This window comes from Corynebacterium lizhenjunii (assembly GCF_011038655.2).
In the GTDB taxonomy this organism is placed as follows: domain Bacteria; phylum Actinomycetota; class Actinomycetes; order Mycobacteriales; family Mycobacteriaceae; genus Corynebacterium; species Corynebacterium lizhenjunii.
Genome location: NZ_CP064954.1, coordinates 1,383,911 through 1,400,706, shown reverse-complemented (window position 1 = coordinate 1,400,706; position 16,796 = coordinate 1,383,911). Strand labels below are relative to the sequence as shown.

Sequence of the window (16,796 nt, the reverse complement as noted above, 5' to 3'; positions counted from 1 at the left end):
GTTAGCCGGGGCGGTACGATGATGGATCGTGTCTGTGCGGCAGGCGCGGGCTCACCGTATGTCCCGTGGTCTTAGCCGCTGCGAATATCAGTGGAAGCTGTCCAAGAAGGGTTTATTCCTTGACTACATCTCAACGAGGCGCGGTATCAAACCGCAGCCGAACGTGGCCCAAACGAGCCTTGGCTCTCTTTGTACTGATCGTGGCTGTCATCTACGCGCTAGTTTTCTTTACCGGGTCTAAGTCCCCGGCTGCCAAGTTAGGTATTGACCTCCAAGGCGGAACGCGTGTCACCCTGGTACCGCAGGGTGGGGAGCCCACCAGCGAGCAGCTGGCGCAGGCGCGGCAGATTTTGGAACAGCGCGTCAACGGCATGGGCGTTTCCGGTGCTGAGGTGGTCACCAATGGAAATACCCTGGTTATTACGGTGCCGGGGGAGGACGCCTCCCAGGCTCAGGCAGTGGGCCAGACCTCCAAGCTGCTCTTCCGCCCGGTCGATGCCCAGCCCATGCCGGACCCCACCAAGCTCAACGCTGAAGTTCAGGAAATGGCGCAGCGCTGGGTGAAGTACGGCGTGATCACCCCGGAGGAGGCTAACTCTTCCCTGGAGGAAGTGGCCCGCACGCTCACCCAAAGCGGCACCGAGACCAAGGCGGCCACGGTGGATGTCAAGCCCCTACCAGAGCCAGCTAATTCCCTGGAGGAGGCTGCCCGGCGGGAGGAAGTCACCGCCATGTTGCTCAAGGACCGCCAGTCTACGGACATGACAACCCTGGTGGCGGCCTCGACCTTGCTGTCCTGCCAGAGTGGGACGGACCCACTGTCGGGTGCAGATGATCCGGCCTTGCCGTTGGCTACGTGCGACTATGCCAAGGCAACCCCGTACATCTTGAAGGAATCCCCACTGCTTAATGGCATTGAGGATCAAGATGGCACCCGCCTGACCGGTAATGAAATTGACACCAACTCCACCATCACTGGTGGCCTGAACCCCCAGACCGGCCAGATGGAGATTTCCTTTGCATTCAAGACGGGCAATGGCCCGAATGGCTCTCAGACCTGGGCAGATTTGACCCGGGATTACCTGCGCCAGCAGGTAGCCATCACGCTGGACTCGAATGTGATTTCCGCGCCGGTTATTCAGGGGCAGACACCTTATGGGTCTGCTACCTCTATTACCGGTGACTTCACGCAGGAAGAGGCGCAGAATCTGGCGAATAACCTGCGCTACGGTGCCCTGCCGCTGTCCTTTGTGGGTGAAAACGGCGAGCCTGGCGGAACCACGGACATTGTGCCGCCTTCCCTGGGCAAGGCAGCTCTGGAGGCTGGCTTGATTGCGGGACTGGTGGGCTTTGTGCTCATCGCGCTGTATTCGCTGTACTTCTTCCGCGGCCTGTCGTTTATCTCCCTGCTGACGCTGTTGGCGTCGCTGGTATTGACCTACGGCACGCTGGTGCTGCTGGGACGCTGGATTGGCTACTCGCTGGACTTGTCCGGCATTGCTGGTTTGGTCATTGGTGTGGGCGCAACGGCGGACTCCTTCGTGGTGTACTACGAGCGCATCAAGGATGAGTTGCTGGATGGCCGCACGTTCCGCTCCGCAGCCACCAAGGCCTGGGAGCGTTCGCGTTCGACGATTATCACCGGTAACGCGGTGACCCTGTTAGGCTCTGTTATTGTCTACGTCCTGGCTATTGGCGAGGTCAAGGGCTTTGCCTTCACTCTGGGTCTGACCACGTTCTTTGACCTGGTGGTTTCCTTCCTGGTCATGGCCCCGCTCATGCAATTGGTCGCCCGCAAGCCCGTGTGGGCTAAGCCGGCGTATAACGGCCTGGGCGGCATCATGGCCTTGGTTGAAGAACGCCGCCAGCAGGGCCACTATGCTCAAACTGTCCCGGACCGTGCGGCATCGGAAGCTCTGGCTTCCGACCGCCCGGCTGAGGACCGTTCCGCCGCGGCTGCAGAGGAGAACTAACCGCTATGGCAAAGAATAAGATTTCTCGCATTGACCGGCTGTATTCGGATGGCGAAGGCATCGACTTCATCGGCCGGACGAAGACCTGGTACATCATCAGCGCGGCACTGGTGGCCTTTGCCATCATCGCCATGGTGGTGCGCGGCTTTAACCTTTCCATTGACTTCGAGGGCGGCACCAAGCTGAATATGCCCGCCGGTGACTTGGTGGCGGAGTCGGTGGAAGAGACCTTCACTGAGGCCACGGGAGTGGAGCCGGAGTTGGTGCAGATTGTGGGCTCGGGTGCCTCTGAAACCCTGGAGATTACCTCCCAGCACCTGACCAAGGCGCAGGTAGACGCCGCGCGTGCCGCCATCTATGAGCAGTACCAGCCGCTAGATTCCCAGGGCAATCCTTCCCCGGATGCCATTGGTTCTTCCACCGTTTCTGAGTCCTGGGGTTCGTCCATTACGGAGCGCATGCTCATCTCCCTGCTGGTCTTTTTGGTGGTGGCAACCATCTACGTGGCCATTCGTTTGCAGCGCTACATGGCGTTCGCGGCCATCTTTGCCCTGATCGTGGACGCGGTGATCATCGCAGGCATCTACGCGCTGTTTGGTTTTGAGGTCTCCCCGGCTGTCATCATCGGCCTGCTGACGGTGCTGACGTTTTCGATTTACGACTCGGTGATCGTCTTCGACAAGATTAACGAAAACACCTCCGGCATCTTGGGCCAGCGCAAGCGCACTTACGCCGAGCAGGCCAACTTGGCCCTGAACCAAACGGTGATGCGCTCGATTTCCACCTCGGTCATCTCCGCCCTGCCTATTCTGGCGCTCTTTGTGGTGGCGGTCTGGCTGATGGGCATAGGCACGCTGCGCGATTTGGCGCTGATCCAGCTCATCGGCGTCGTCGAAGGCATCTTCTCCTCACTGTTCTTGGCCACCCCGCTGTTGGTGAGCATTGTTAATCGCACGAAGAAGATTAAAGAACACAACGCTGAGGTAGCTGCTTACCGCGAACAGGCTGATAGTGCGGAGGCTGGCGAAGGTGCAGCACCAGCCCGCCGCGTAGTTGCCTCGGTTTCTGCAGCTAAGCCAAGCCGGGATACCGAGTCTGCCGATGCCTCTTCTCCCGCAACGCAGGCACCATCCCCGCAGCGTTCTGTAACCTGGCGTCCCGGCCAATAGCCTTACGCCTGCTCACCGTCAGGGAGCAGCCGGTCGTTTACGCACCTGGTTTACCCATAGTCGTCTAAGCCGCAAAGGAGTCCTACAGTCGTGTTGAGCGTGCAGCCGCTTCGGCGGGGGGTGGCGGCGCTGTGCTGCGCCGCCACGGTGTTGAGTCTGTCTGCCTGTTCAACTGCAGCAGATTCTGACGCTGAAGGTGAGGGCGCACCCGGCGGGCCAGGCTCAATGGAGCACTTTGGCTACCAGGTGGCAACACAATTGGTCAGCACTAACGCGGGTAGTGCCTTCGGCGCGGCAGCCAATGCGCAGGTGCTGGCTACCCGGCTCTACCCGGCGGCTTTTGTCCCTGGTCCAGAGGGCCAGATTATCCCCAATACCGACCTGGTGCGTGCTCAGGAGGTTGAGCCTACCGCGCAGGGCCTGCGCCAGATTCGCTACGAGATTTCCCCGGACGCAACGTTTTCTGATGGTGTTGCGCTAACCTGTGATGACTTTGTCCTCGCATATACAGCCGGGTCCATGCCTGCCATTTTTGGCTCTTCCATGCCGCTGTTGGCCTCAGACGTAGAAGATGTGCAGTGTGCATCTGGTGCCAAGGATTTCACAGTGGTGCTCAAGCAGGACCGGGGTGGGCGCTGGCGACACATGTTTGGGGCGGGCAGCATCCTGCCTTCGCATGCCATTGCCCGCAAGGTAGAGATGGAGCCGGAGGAACTCCTGGCTGCCCTGCGTACCTGGGACCCAGCCACTGTGGAACCCATCGCGCAGGTGTGGCGCTATGGGTTCTTGCTGGAGGATTTTGACCCGCAGCTACAGGTTTCCTACGGGCCCTTTGTGATTGAGCAGGTGGGGGCATCGGGAGAAGTAGTGCTCACCCGCAACCCGCATTATCACGGCGATGCTGCCGCGCTGGACAAGCTGGTGGTCTGGCCCGTTAGTGCGGACTCCCGGGAGCTGGCCGCTAGCGGTGCTTTGCGGGTGGCCGAAGCTCCTGCGGCCCCACCGGCATGGTTGGACCGAGATGCCGCGGACAACCCCTTTGACGTGGTCTCTACCGTTGGCGAGCTCAGCGACACGCTCACCTTGTCCGAAGACGGCCTATTTGCCCAGCCAGAGTTGCGCCGCGCGTTTGCGGCGTGCGTGGACCAAGCCGAGGTCGCTAAGGCTTCCTCCGCTCACGCCGGGGTAGAAGTCCCCGCGACCTATCTGCACACCTTGGCCCACAATGACCCGATTGCCAGGCGGTTGTCCGGGATTGCGGATGCCCACCGCGGCGTCGATGCCGCTGCCGCCGCCCCGCTGCAAGGCAGTACCGTGCGCATTGGCTACCTAGGACCCAACCCGCGCTTGGCTGCGATGGTTGAGGCCATCCGTAGTACCTGCGATCCTCTGGGCATTCAGATTGAAGACGCTAGCGCGGAGTTTATGTCCAAGGCTTACCTGGAGTCGGACCCGGAGACGGGGCTTCCTACCGTTGATGCGTTCTTGGGAGCGGTAGACCCGATGACGGAGTACTCCACGGCAGATGCCCGGATCGCCCTGCTCGATGAGCTCAAGAAGACCGAAAACGAGTTGTGGGAGAGTGTCCCGGCGATTCCGCTGTCGGCGCAACCGCGCACGTTCGTCTATGACCGTAACGTGGCCAATGTGGTGGCCTACACCGGGGTATCGGGCATCGGGTGGAATATGGATCGCTGGCGCGAGGGCCCTGCTGGGACGCCTGTTTCCAGCCAGGCACCCTCTGCGCAATCTGCTCCTGCTCGTTCCCAGTAAGTCTTAGCCCAATTCGTGGAAGGAACTTCTTGTGACTCAACCTGATTCCGCTTACGCCGCTGCCCGGGCGGCCCTAGACGCCAAGGTCCGCTTGGTACCGGATTTCCCGGCTCCAGGTGTCCTGTTTGAGGACTTGACCCCTGTGCTTGCCGATGCCCCCTCCTTCTCAGCCATAGTTGATGGCCTGGCTGCAGCCTGCGAAGTGTTGGAAGCAGACATGATTGGGGGCTTGGACGCCCGCGGCTTCCTGCTTGGCTCTGCTGTGGCGTACAAGATGGGTCTGGGCATTTTGGCTATTCGCAAGGCTGGCAAGCTGCCGCCACCGGTGTTCCACCAGGACTATAGCCTGGAGTACGGGCAGGCAGCCCTGGAAATCCCGGCTGATGCTGACTCTTTGCGTGGCAAGAAGATCGCTTTGGTCGATGACGTATTGGCTACCGGGGGCACGCTGCGCGGTGCCCGCCTACTCTTAGAGAAGGCCGGCGCCCAGGTGGTGGGCAATGTGGTGGTTATTGAGGTTCCTGGTCTGGGTGGGCGGGAGGCTTTAGCTGGGGTCCCGCTTATTGTGTTGGCAGACACAGACTAGACTGTTTTCCATTGTGTTCCAGTGTGGTGGTCGTGGCCCTGCGCAGCCGTGATCGCCTGCTAGGTTGACCCGTGTAGGAAAGGCAGAGTCGCTGATGTCCCCAGATCGAGCACCGAAGCGTACCCCAACGCAAGGCATGCGTAGTATGTCTGCCCGTTTGGCGCGGTCTCTAACCGGCGGACGGGTGAAAGTAAACCCGGTGTTGGATCCGCTCTTGGCCATCCACAAGGAGTTTCACCCGCGCGCTGATGTCGCCGTTTTGGACCGGGCTTATGCCACGGCCGAGCGCTTGCATGAGGGCGTCTTTCGCAAATCTGGGGAGCCATACATCACCCACCCGCTAGCCGTGGCTACCATTGCGGCGGAAATTGGTATGGACACCACCACTATCGTGGCGGCGCTGCTGCATGACACGGTGGAAGATACTGATTATACCCTGGAGGACTTAAGCGCTGACTTTGGTCCAGAGGTGGCCCGTCTGGTGGATGGGGTGACCAAGTTGGACAAGGTGGCCCTGGGCGCTGCAGCTGAAGCAGAAACTATCCGCAAAATGATCGTGGCAATGGCCACCGATCCTCGTGTCCTGGTTATCAAGGTCTCCGATCGCCTCCACAATATGCGGACCATGCGCTTCCTCCCGCCGGAGAAGCAGGCAAAGAAGGCCCGCCAAACCCTAGACGTCATTGCCCCCTTGGCGCATCGCTTGGGCATGGCCAGCGTGAAATGGGAACTAGAGGACTTGGCCTTTGCCATCTTGTATCCCAAGAAATATGACGAGATTGTGCGGATGGTCGCGGACCGCGCCCCTTCGCGGGATAAGGCTCTTAAAGAAATCAAGGAGCAGGTTGGCGCGGCCCTGAAAGAAAACGGCATTGAGGCCGAGGTCCTGGGTAGGCCCAAGCACTACTGGTCCATTTATCAAAAGATGATCGTTCGCGGACACGAGTTCGCAGAGATCTTTGATCTGGTGGGCATCCGCATTTTGGTCGATGATGTCAATAGCTGCTACGCGGCAATCGGCGTGGTGCACTCGCTGTATTCGGCGCTGCCGGGGCGCTTCAAGGACTACATCTCCGCGCCGCGTTTCGGGGTCTACCAGTCGCTGCATACCACCGTGCTGGGTGCAGGGGGTGCGACCCTGGAAGTACAGGTGCGTACGCATGAGATGCACTACAACGCGGAGTTTGGTGTGGCCGCCCACTGGCGCTATAAGGAGACCAAGGGTAGAAACGCCGCGGGCAATGAAGAAGTCGATCAGATGGCGTGGATGCGCCAACTGCTCGACTGGCAGAAAGAAGCCGCAGACCCCAACGAGTTTTTGGATTCGCTGCGCTACGACCTGACTTCACAGCAGATTTTCGCCTTCACGCCCAAGGGCGACGTGGTGACCCTGCCTGCCGGGTCCACTCCGGTGGATTTTGCCTATGCTGTGCATACGGAGGTAGGCCATCGCTGTATCGGCGCCAAGGTCAATGGCAAGCTGGTGGCGTTGGAGTCCACGTTGAAGTCCGGCGACAAGGTGGAGGTGTTTACCTCTAAGGATGCTAACGCAGGTCCCTCACGGGACTGGCAGGAATTCCTAGTCTCTCCGCGGGCAAAGGCCAAGGTACGCCAGTGGTTTGCGAAGGAGCGCCGGGAGGAGCACCTAGAAGCTGGGCGGGATGCCCTGGCTACGGAGGTGCAGCGTGGCGGACTGCCCATGCACCGGCTCTTTACGGCTACGTCAATGAAGCAGGTAGCTCAGCAGCTGCATTTTGCAGATGTGGACGCTCTCTATACCGCCATCGGGGCCGGCCATGTTTCCGCCCAGCATGTTGCCAACCAACTCATGGCCTTGTTCGGGGACCAGGATGATGCTGTTGATGCCCTGGCATCACGTACCTCCCTGTCGGAGCTGGAGGCTACCCGAACGGTCTCCACTGCGGACTCCGCCTCCGCCACTGGCATTTTGGTTGAGGGCAGCCCGGACGTCATGGCCAAGTTGGCGAAGTGCTGCCAGCCGGTGCCGGGGGATGAAATCTTTGGCTTCGTCACTCGCGGCGGTGGAGTGTCCGTGCACCGCGTGGATTGCACTAATGCCGAAAAGCTGCACATGGAGCCAGAGCGGATGATCCAGGTCGAGTGGGCATCTAACCGCACCGCTACCGGGGCCTTTGCCGCCACCGTGCAATTGGAAGCCCTCGACCGCCAAGGGCTGCTGTTTGAGCTCACCCGCATTTTCAGCGATCAGAAGCTCAACGTGTTAAACATGTCCTCCAATCGCGGCGACGATAACATCGCAGTCATTCGCTTTACCTTCTCTGTCTCCGACATCAAGCAGCTCGGCCAGCTGATGACATCTTTGCGCAACACGGAGGGAGTCTTTGACGTCTACCGTGTTACCTCCTAGGCGCAGTGTCTTGCCTACGCGTTGTAGTATTGGGGCCCGAAATGTAGCGGGAGTGTGCTATCCGCTAACAAGTCAAAGGGATAGTGGACGAGGACGAGCGAGAGTTTCCCACAGCCCTGTTGACGTGACTCGCTTTTCGCAGTAGGCTGTGCGCCAAGTTACATACGTGGCTTCCGTGCTAGAGGTGCTAGCAGTCAATTGGGGTGAGAGAGCCAATTGTTATCCCCAGAGGAGGGGTTTTGCCCGACTTGGCTCATTTTAGTGCGGAAGTCAGGCTTGGGTGATGGCGTTGAGGAGTTGTTGGACGTCAGGGGGCAGTGGTGTGGCGGCGTGGATGGTGGTGCCGTTGAGTTTGAGTTCGAAGGTTCGGTATTTTTTCAGGGTTCGTACCAGGCGTTTGATGCTTTTGCCTGTGGCCGTTTCCATCATCTGACTGATTGCTAGAGCGGCCATGACGATGTTGAGGTGGGCGTTTATAGAGTCTTCGGTTCGCGCGTAGATCGGGCGGGCTTTGAGATCGGACTTTGACATTCGGAACGATTTTTCAATGTTGAGCAGATGTCTGTAGGCGCGGAGCACCTCGGGTGCGGGCATCGATGTGAGCGTCGTTTCGTAGCCTTTAATCCCAGCTAAGGCCCTATGTTTGGTGGCCAGTTCGTAGTTGACCTTTTTATTTGGGGCTTTGAGATCTATGTATCGATTACGTTTGATCGCTACTTTGCCTTCTACTGCTCGGGCAGCCTTGGCTAGCTGCTCGTCGATGCCGCGCACTGTTCGTCGAGCCCGATCGTAGGAGTAGTGAAAGTGAGTAACAGAATCCGGCTTGCCTGTTGTGGCATGGCGTCGATCTGTGTAGGAAGGCTGGGACCATATTTGCCCGTGAGTGTAGTCCTGGCCAGGATGTTCCTGTTTCCACTGGGTGATCACCTCAGGCAGGGAGGGGACTTTGGTAGAAAGGATGTAATCTAGCCCCGCCTCAACGATAGCTGTCTTGTTCTCGGCTGAAAACATGCCCGCATCAGCAACAATCGTGACGCGGTCGAGATTGTACGCAGACTGAAAAGCCCGGATCATCGGTAACAACGTGTGCGTTTCGGCTTTGTTGCCTTCATAGGCCCCGATATGTAGTGGGAAGCCCGTGGCATCGGTTAGCAGGCCTACCAGGATTTGAGGTTCGACTCGGCGTTCTTTCGAAAAGCCGGATTTACGCAGGTCATCTGGAGTATCAGTTTCGAAATACAGCGTGGTCACGTCGTATAAGACGAAGCTTCCTGCACCGATACCAGCATGGCGAGCTAAGGCTTGAGACAAAATCTCACGAAATGACTCTGTAGCGTAGCTGGCTAAATGCCGTTTGATTGTGGCATAAGTGGCACTTACCACGCCAACTTCGGCCAAAGTCTCAATCGAATCCAGCTTGGAACCTGGCTGAATAATCCGCGCGCGAACTAGATTGGCAAAAACCTGGTCGCCACCAGTGGCAACATCAAATCCAAGCCGCTGGTAGCACGAGTCAATGCACTCTAAAAGGACACCAGCCTTTTGGGAACTCACCGGTAACGGATTGTCTTTCGACCCACTACCTGCAGGCGCATTCCTATCGTCAAGCCCTAAATCGAGGCAGAGTTGATCCCCATCAATCACGCGTTGAGCTTCAGCTTTCAACAACGCTAGCTCATAGTCATCGTGGGCAGAGCCGATATGCTTCATCGCCTTTTTACCTGCACGTTCTTCTAACACCACCTGCACAGCAGTAGCACCTGAGGCGGTGGTAACGGTACGAATATACGGGCTCACAAAAATCACATTACAACCAACCCCGCCCCCTACCCCCTTAGTGCGGAAAAACCCGACCCCGCAAGACCAAAACTGCAGGCCTACGTGTCAAGGGTTAATTTAATCACACCCTGATGAGCCAAGTCAGGTTACATACGTGGCTTCCGTGCTAGAGGTGCTAGCAGTCAATTGGGGTGAGAGAGCCAATTGTTATCCCCAGAGGAGGGGTTTTGAAACTTTCCTGGAAGGCCCCCTGGCATGAACATGTGGAGTAAAGCGAAACCGATCGCTGACTTTCTGTGTGTGCTCTTTGTATTGACCCTGTTAGTCACGAAAACAACTAAGGATGCCAGCCTTTGGTGGGTTGGCGTGGTGGCTACAGTTGTTCTTTACGTGCACCCGGCGATTGATCTCCTAATTCGCCGCAGGAACAGTCGCAAGCCCCAGACTGAGTGAACCTGCCCATGAGGTAGCCTAGGGGGTTGTGGATTGGATCGAACAGCTTGCACGCCAGCTGCACTACCAGCTGGGGATAGAAACTCACCGGATTCCCGTGGTGGTCCTGGCCACCTGCGGGATTTATCTGTCCTTTATGGTACTGGTGAAGTTGTTCGGCACGCGAGTACTCACGTCAATGACGGCTTCTGATGCCGTCATCATTATCATGTTTGGCGCGGTGGCTGGCCGCGTCATCGTGGGCAACCCACCAACCCTAGCCGCAGGCGTTATCGGCCTGACCACGCTGATGATCCTGGAGAGCACTTTTGGTACCTTGCAGCGTTACGTGGGGTGGACTCGCTTCATTGATCGCCATCCCATTTTGTTGCTCTACGCTGGGGAGCTGCAGCACGATAATCTGCGCCTTGCCCACGTCAGCGAGTCCGAGGTGCACTCGGCTATTCGCCGGGCGGGCCTAGGCCGCCGGGCAGATGTCCAAGCAATGGTCTTGGAGCCTACCGGGCAGATTTCTATTATCCGGGCTGGCCAGCCCGTCAATCCACGCATCTTGGAAGATGTGCTGGGCATTGAGCAGGCATTGGCGCAGCACGAACGCCGGGTAACCGAGCAGCGAGAAGCTGAGCATCGAGAAGCTGAGCAGCGGGAGGCTAAACACCCAGATACCGAGTAGCAGAGAATCTTAGCGGCCTGGATGCCGACACCAGGGGAGGGCTCATAGATAAACCCCCGACGGGCCAGGGGGGCGCACTGCACAGTAACGCAGCGGTGCACCCGGCGCCATCGGGGGCGGGGTAGTCCTGGTGATTAGAGCTTGAAGCTCAGCAGGCTATCGAAAGCCTTGATCAGGCGCTCGAAGACACGCAGCCAGTTAGTGATCTCCTTGGGGTTGACCTTGCCGTTTTCGTCCATGGAGGAGCCAAGGAGGGCATCAGACCACTCCGAAGCGGAGGACGCAGCAGGGGTTTCCTGGGCGGTGGCGATTGCCGGGCCAGAGACGAGCAGGGCGGTGGCAGTTGCAGAAGCAACCAGAGCCTTACGAAGGCGCATAGTCAAAGGGTCCTTTCATTGGGGGAACGTACCGCCGTCCGGGAAGGGCAGTGGCGGCATAAAAATCCGCCCCCGCCTAGCCGTAAGCTAGCAGGGGCGGGAAGTGCACCAGTTGGTGCGTGCAGCTGTGGGACTTACTTGCCGATGGGCAGGTTGAAGTGCTTGGACATGAAGGTCATCAGGGTGCCCAGTGCAGCCAGAACGGTGGTGAACACGGTGATCCAAGCGGTGATGTCCTGCGGGCGGACGTCCTTGATGGAGGACTTCTCATCCTTATTGGCGTCCTTGGAGGAACCGCTGTTGGAGCCGCTCTTTGCAGCCGGGGTGGTGTTAGGAGTCGCCTCAGTGTTAGCCGGAGTTTCCCCGTTGGAGGGTTCCACAACCGGAGTGGGGTCGGTGGTCTCAGCGGTAGCGACGGTGGTGCCGCCGAAAGCGACAGCAGCTGCGGTAGCAGTAGCGATGAATGCCTTGCGGGAGAAGAACTTCATGTTCAAATCCTTACATGTGAAGTAACGGTATACAGACTTCAACGATGTTAGCCGTGTAGCGGGGGTTATGCAAGAGAATGCCTGCTTAGGACTTAACGGTGGCCTTGTTAATCTTGACTTCCTCGGCTGGAGGGCCATCAGGAGCACCGCCTTGAATGCCAAGCTCGGAGATCTTCTCCACGGTCTTCATGCCCTCAGTGGTGACGGTGCCAAAGTAGGTGTAGTCCGGGGCCAGCGGAGAATCATCAAAATTGATAAAGAACTGGGAGCCGTTGGTGCCCGGGCCAGAATTAGCCATGGCCAGGGACCCCTTGGGGTAGAGCACTGGCCCGGAAGCGGGGGCATCGCCAAGCTCATCGGTGGGGTACTCATTGGCAAACTGGAAGCCCGGCCCGCCGCTGCCAGTACCGGTGGGATCACCACACTGGATCACAAAGATGCCCTGGTTGGTCATGCGGTGGCAGACAGTGTCGTCATAGTAGCCCTGGCTGGCCAGCTCAGTAATGGCATTGACGGTGCAGGGAGCCACGGCGCGGTCGAGCTCCAAGGGAATATCACCCTGATTAGTAGCCAGCGTGACCGTGGCGGTGCCCTTAGTAGAGACGTCCTTACCGCTGGGGAGCTTGGCGCCGTTATTGTCACGGCCGTCTTCCTCATAGGTGCACTGTACGGTCTCCGGTAGGGCTTCCGCGCGCTCGCCGGTTAAAGCCACGGGCTTTACCTCTTCCGTGGTGGTGGTCTCCGAGCTTTCCACCTGCTCGGCCAGTTTGGTTTCTTCACCATCGCGGGTGGCCATGTAGGTGATACCGCCGCCGAGCACCACAATGGCAGCCAAGGAAGCCATGACCACGCCCAAGGGGCGGGCTTTGTCTTTGCGATCGCGGGACTTGAGCTCGCGCTCGAGCTGGGACAGCGCTTCTGAGCCGCGCTTGGAATTGTCAGTCACTGAAATCAGCTTTCTGGTGGGTCTCCGTGGTGGTTGCTGGCGCCGGAGAGGATTCCAACGGGCCACTAGCTAGCCACCGAGTGGATACGTGCATGGGACAAGTTTCAGATTATAGGCGTCCCGTGGGTGCGTGCACCTACCGGCACTCCGGCAGCCAGCACTCCGGCAGCCAGCACTGCGGCGACCACCATCCGGGGGAAAATATGTATTCTATGGGACATGGCTACAGTAACCTTTCACAATGATCCCGTAGAGACCGTCGGCACCCTTCCCGCAGTGGGCGAGCAGCTGCCGACTTTCGACTTGGTGGGTACCGACCTCGGTGCCGTTTCTGCTGCAGACTTTGCCGGAAAGCGCCTGGTGGTATCCATCTTCCCCTCGGTAGATACCGGCACCTGTGCAGCGGCTATGCGCACCTTCAATGAGGAAGCAGCAGGCTTGGACAATACCGTCGTCCTGTGCGTGTCCAAAGACCTCCCCTTTGCCCAGAGCCGTTTCTGCGCCGCTGAGGGGATTGAGAACGTAGTATCCGCCTCTGCATTCCGCTCCACTTTCGGGGAGGATTTTGGGCTCACGCTGCAGGGCTCGCCGCTGCAGGGCTTGCTGGCTCGCGCCATCGTGGTCACGGATGCGGAGCACAAAGTGGTCTACACCCAACTGGTGGATGAGGTCACGGAGGAGCCAGACTACGCAGCCGCCATTGCCGCGCTGAACTAAACCGTGGGTTGGAGGGCCATCGTCTTGCCTGTTGGGGCGCGACGGTGGCCTTAAAACACGTGGGGGATAGGTAGGGTGAGCTTATGGACATTTATGGATTTGCGGCCGGACCCTACCAGGCCAATACCTATATTCTTGCCTTGAACGGCCAGGCCCTGGTGGTGGATCCTGGGCTGCACGCGCGCGTGCGGGTGGAGTCCCTAGTGGCGGAACATGGGCTGAGCCTGGGGGCGATAGTTTTGACTCATGGGCATCTGGACCATACCCGGGAGGCTGGGGACTTGGCAGCCGCGCACGGGGTGCCGGTTTACATTCATTCTGCCGATGCTCCCTGGTTGGACAAGGCCCCAGGCATGCCAGCGAACTCCCGGCAACTCTTCGATGCCGAAGGCATGCTGCCCATTGCAGATTTGCGCGACCTTGATGGCCCGCACCTGGAGGTGTGTGGAATGAGTTTTGACCTTCTACACGCCCCAGGGCATTCGCCCGGGTGCGTGATAGTGCGCGGTGAGGGCTTTGCGTTGACCGGAGACGTGGTGTTCAAAGGCTCGATTGGGCGTACAGACCTGCCGGGTTCTGACCCGCAGGCCATGGAGCGCACCTTGCGCGAGGTGGTGCTGCCATTGGCTGACGAGCTGGCGTTGCTGCCTGGGCACGGCGCTACGACTTCTATGCGCGCGGAACGCCGCAGCAATCAGTTCCTCCTCGCGGTGCAGCAGGGGTAGTTGGAGCGGTGCGCCGGGCTTCAGAGTCTATCGGTTAGGCTAAGGGGCGTGAGTTCGCAAAAACAGTTTCAAGCCCTGTCAGCCCCGCGTGGCGTGCCCGATTATGTGCCGCCGCAGTCCGCGACGTTCTACCATGTCCGGCAGACTTATGTGGACCAAGCCCACTTGGCTGGCTACCAGCACTTGGAGCTGCCGGTGTTCGAAGACACCACCTTGTTTGCCCGCGGTGTGGGCGAATCTACGGACGTGGTGAGCAAGGAAATGTACACCTTTACTGACCGTGGTAATCGTTCGGTGACGCTGCGCCCGGAGGGTACTGCGGGCGTTATGCGAGCGGTGATTGAGCACAACTTGGACCGCGGTCAGCTGCCGGTCAAAATGGCCTATTATGGGCCTTTCTTCCGCTATGAGCGCCCCCAAGCTGGCCGCCTGCGCCAGCTTCAGCAAGTTGGCGTGGAGGCCATTGGTGTCGATGATCCGGCTTTGGATGCCGAGGTTATTGCCCTGGCTGACCGCAGTTTGCGCGCCATTGGCCTGCGTCAATTCCGCCTGGAATTGACCAGCTTGGGTGATAGCACCTGCCGCCCGGCTTACCGGGAGAAGTTGCAGGCATTCTTGTTTGATCTGGATTTGGATGCTGAGACCCGCCGCCGTGCAGAGATTAATCCGCTGCGGGTGCTTGACGATAAGCGCCCGGAGGTCCAGGAGCAGCTTGCCGATGCCCCCTTGATGCTCGACCATCTCAGTGGCCCGTGCCGTGAGCACTTTGAAACGGTCACGGGTCTGCTGGATGACTTGGGAGTGGACTACACCATTAACCCGCGCATGGTGCGCGGGCTGGACTACTACACCAAGACCTGTTTCGAGTTCGTCCACCCGCTGTTGGGCGCGCAGTCCGGTATTGGCGGAGGCGGGCGTTACGACGGTTTGATGGCGCAACTGGGAGGCCAAGACCTCTCAGGTATTGGCTATGGCCTGGGTGTAGACCGCGCGGTCTTGGCTCTGGAAGCCGAGGAAGTAGACCTTGCGGCACAGCAATCACGCGTCGAGGTCTTTGGCGTGGCCTTGGGCGCAGAGGCTAAACGCGCCATGGTGGGGGTCGTGGATCGCCTGCGCCAGGCTGGTATCAGCGCTGATATGTCCTTCGGCGACCGCGGCTTAAAGGGAGCGATGAAGGGCGCGGACCGCGCCGGAGCGCGCTGGGCCCTGGTCCTGGGAGACCAGGAGCTCGCCGCCGGCGAGGTGGCAGTCAAGGACTTGGCTGCACACACGCAAGAAAACGTGGGGTTGGACAAGCTGGCGGAGTATTTGAGCCAGCAGCGCTAGCACTCCACCTGGGAGACCACCAGGCCCATGGTCTTGGCCAGGCCGCCCACGGAGGTCTCCTTGTACTTGTCCATCATGTCCCGGCCAGTTTCTGCCATGGTTTGCACCACGTCGTCGAGGGTGACGATGTTTTCCCCGTCGTTCATCTTGGCCAAGCGGGCGGCGTTGATGGACTTGACTGCCCCAATGGCGTTGCGCTCTATGCAGGGCACCTGCACTAGGCCACCGACTGGGTCGCATGTCAACCCCAGGTTGTGTTCCAGGGCAATCTCCGCAGCGTTTTCAATCTGCGCAGCCGTGCAGCCAAGCAGTTCGGCCATACCGGCAGCGGCCATGGATGACGCTGATCCGACCTCTCCCTGGCAGCCGACCTCCGCGCCGGAGATGGAGGCATTTTGCTTGATAATCATGCCAATAGCACCGGCAGTGAGCAGGTAGCGGCGGGCAGAGTCACGCGTGAAGTTGGGCTGGAAGTCGCGGGCATAATGCAACACAGCAGGAATGATTCCGCAGGCGCCATTGGTGGGGGCGGTGACCACCCGCCCGCCTGCGGCATTTTGCTCATTAACAGCCAAGGCGAAAAGGTTGACCCACTCCATGGCAGAAAAGCCGCAGCTATCGCTATCTTGGCGTTCTAGAAGCTGGCGGTAGAGCTTCGGCGCACGTCGCACCACCTGCAGTCCGCCAGGAAGAATTCCCCGGGTAGCTATGCCGTGGGTGACGCACTCGCGCATGGTATCCCACACTTGGTCCAGGTGCGCGAGGACCTTCGCTGCGCCGCCATCATGGCGGTGCAAGACTTCTTCGTTGGCCAGCACAATTTCCCAAATGCTCAAGCCCGTGCGCGCACAGTGTTCTTGGAGCTCACGGGAGTTGCTGAAGCTATAGGGCACCGAATCTGCCACAGCAGCTGCGGCGACTCCCATGGGCACTTCCTCGCTGGCGCTGAGTTCAGCATCTAACTCCTTACGGGAAAGAATAAACCCGCCGCCGACTGAAAAATACTCTTTACCCACGGCTAGCTCTTCGCCGTCTGCGTCCCAAGCACTGAAAATGACGCAATTGGGGTGCTCTGGTACTGGGGTGTTATCAAAGCTAATGGAGTAATCCAGCGTGCCCCACGGCCCGGTGGCACGTCCCTGGGAAGCAATAAACGCCCCAGGTGCTGGCTCTGCGTCGAGTGGAACCGTCAAGGGCTCCCAGCCAACCAGGCCCAAAATCGCGGCGCGGTCGGTAGCGTGTCCTTTTCCGGTGGCTGAAAGAGAGCCGCGCAGTTCAATATCCACCTTCGCCGGAAAGGCTGGCAGGCTGCGAACGAACGCATGCGCTGCGCGCATGGGGCCTACCGTATGGGAAGACGACGGCCCGATGCCGATGGAAAACATGTCGATAACGCTAATGGTCATAAATACCTGAGCACCT

The 16,796-nt window shown here is 59.2% G+C and carries 14 protein-coding genes; 9 read left to right on the top strand and 5 right to left on the bottom strand.

Annotation, left to right across the window (positions count from 1 at the left end; translation table 11 throughout):
- Positions 1–119 precede the first annotated feature (119 nt).
- From secD to G7Y31_RS06450, 5 genes are all read left to right on the top strand, one after another.
- Complete coding sequence (gene secD, locus G7Y31_RS06470; RefSeq protein ID WP_165006264.1) at positions 120–1,973, top strand: protein translocase subunit SecD; 1,854 nt, start codon at positions 120–122, stop codon at positions 1,971–1,973.
- A 5-nt stretch (positions 1,974–1,978) separates the two neighbouring features.
- Positions 1,979–3,142 (top strand): protein translocase subunit SecF, encoded by a 1,164-nt coding sequence (gene secF, locus G7Y31_RS06465; RefSeq protein WP_165006261.1) that lies wholly within the window; start codon positions 1,979–1,981, stop codon positions 3,140–3,142.
- Between the two features lie 90 nt (positions 3,143–3,232).
- On the top strand, positions 3,233–4,915 hold the full coding sequence (locus G7Y31_RS06460; RefSeq protein WP_244977355.1) for an ABC transporter substrate-binding protein: 1,683 nt from the start codon (positions 3,233–3,235) through the stop codon (positions 4,913–4,915).
- A 31-nt stretch (positions 4,916–4,946) separates the two neighbouring features.
- Entirely contained in the window at positions 4,947–5,501 is a 555-nt protein-coding gene (locus G7Y31_RS06455) for an adenine phosphoribosyltransferase (RefSeq protein WP_165006258.1), read from the top strand.
- Positions 5,502–5,595: 94 nt separating this feature from the next.
- Positions 5,596–7,890 carry a RelA/SpoT family protein gene (locus G7Y31_RS06450; protein ID WP_165006255.1) on the top strand — a complete coding sequence of 765 codons (2,295 nt, stop codon included), beginning with the start codon at positions 5,596–5,598 and terminating at the stop codon, positions 7,888–7,890.
- Between the two features lie 270 nt (positions 7,891–8,160).
- Here G7Y31_RS06450 and G7Y31_RS06445 read toward each other — a convergent pair whose 3' ends face one another.
- Positions 8,161–9,687 carry an IS1634 family transposase gene (locus tag G7Y31_RS06445; RefSeq protein WP_425321658.1) on the bottom strand — a complete coding sequence of 509 codons (1,527 nt, stop codon included), beginning with the start codon at positions 9,685–9,687 and terminating at the stop codon, positions 8,161–8,163.
- Positions 9,688–10,150: 463 nt separating this feature from the next.
- On the opposite strand from G7Y31_RS06445, the gene G7Y31_RS06440 reads away from it, so the two are divergent.
- Positions 10,151–10,795 carry a DUF421 domain-containing protein gene (locus G7Y31_RS06440; protein WP_244977354.1) on the top strand — a complete coding sequence of 215 codons (645 nt, stop codon included), beginning with the start codon at positions 10,151–10,153 and terminating at the stop codon, positions 10,793–10,795.
- Between the two features lie 134 nt (positions 10,796–10,929).
- Here G7Y31_RS06440 and G7Y31_RS06435 read toward each other — a convergent pair whose 3' ends face one another.
- The 3 genes from G7Y31_RS06435 to G7Y31_RS06425 all read right to left on the bottom strand — a co-directional run bounded on the left by G7Y31_RS06435 (position 10,930) and on the right by G7Y31_RS06425 (position 12,606).
- On the bottom strand, positions 10,930–11,172 hold the full coding sequence (locus G7Y31_RS06435; RefSeq protein WP_165008277.1) for a hypothetical protein: 243 nt from the start codon (positions 11,170–11,172) through the stop codon (positions 10,930–10,932).
- Between the two features lie 134 nt (positions 11,173–11,306).
- On the bottom strand, positions 11,307–11,660 hold the full coding sequence (locus G7Y31_RS06430; protein ID WP_165008274.1) for a hypothetical protein: 354 nt from the start codon (positions 11,658–11,660) through the stop codon (positions 11,307–11,309).
- Between the two features lie 85 nt (positions 11,661–11,745).
- A complete protein-coding gene (locus G7Y31_RS06425; RefSeq protein ID WP_165008272.1) occupies positions 11,746–12,606 on the bottom strand; it encodes a peptidylprolyl isomerase in 861 nt (286 codons plus the stop codon).
- A gap of 219 nt (positions 12,607–12,825) precedes the next feature.
- Between G7Y31_RS06425 and tpx the strand changes: the two genes are divergently transcribed.
- The 3 genes from tpx to hisS all read left to right on the top strand — a co-directional run bounded on the left by tpx (position 12,826) and on the right by hisS (position 15,374).
- A complete protein-coding gene (tpx, locus tag G7Y31_RS06420; protein ID WP_165008270.1) occupies positions 12,826–13,323 on the top strand; it encodes a thiol peroxidase in 498 nt (165 codons plus the stop codon).
- Positions 13,324–13,406: 83 nt separating this feature from the next.
- Entirely contained in the window at positions 13,407–14,048 is a 642-nt protein-coding gene (locus tag G7Y31_RS06415; protein ID WP_165008268.1) for an MBL fold metallo-hydrolase, read from the top strand.
- Between the two features lie 48 nt (positions 14,049–14,096).
- Entirely contained in the window at positions 14,097–15,374 is a 1,278-nt protein-coding gene (hisS, locus tag G7Y31_RS06410) for a histidine--tRNA ligase (protein WP_165008267.1), read from the top strand.
- On the opposite strand, the gene G7Y31_RS06405 is transcribed toward hisS, so the two are convergent.
- Positions 15,371–16,780 (bottom strand): L-serine ammonia-lyase, encoded by a 1,410-nt coding sequence (locus G7Y31_RS06405; RefSeq protein WP_165008265.1) that lies wholly within the window; start codon positions 16,778–16,780, stop codon positions 15,371–15,373. The two genes, hisS and G7Y31_RS06405, sit on opposite strands and share 4 nt — an antisense overlap.
- Positions 16,781–16,796: the final 16 nt, after the last annotated feature.

Coding starts and splice junctions, on each gene's coding strand:
- secF (WP_165006261.1), top strand. CDS start 1,979: ATGGCAAAGAATAAGATTTCTCGCATTGACCGGCTGTATTCGGATGGC.
- tpx (WP_165008270.1), top strand. CDS start 12,826: ATGGCTACAGTAACCTTTCACAATGATCCCGTAGAGACCGTCGGCACC.
- G7Y31_RS06450 (WP_165006255.1), top strand. CDS start 5,596: ATGTCCCCAGATCGAGCACCGAAGCGTACCCCAACGCAAGGCATGCGT.
- G7Y31_RS06435 (WP_165008277.1), bottom strand. CDS start 11,172: ATGCGCCTTCGTAAGGCTCTGGTTGCTTCTGCAACTGCCACCGCCCTG.
- G7Y31_RS06415 (WP_165008268.1), top strand. CDS start 13,407: ATGGACATTTATGGATTTGCGGCCGGACCCTACCAGGCCAATACCTAT.
- G7Y31_RS06430 (WP_165008274.1), bottom strand. CDS start 11,660: ATGAAGTTCTTCTCCCGCAAGGCATTCATCGCTACTGCTACCGCAGCT.
- G7Y31_RS06405 (WP_165008265.1), bottom strand. CDS start 16,780: ATGACCATTAGCGTTATCGACATGTTTTCCATCGGCATCGGGCCGTCG.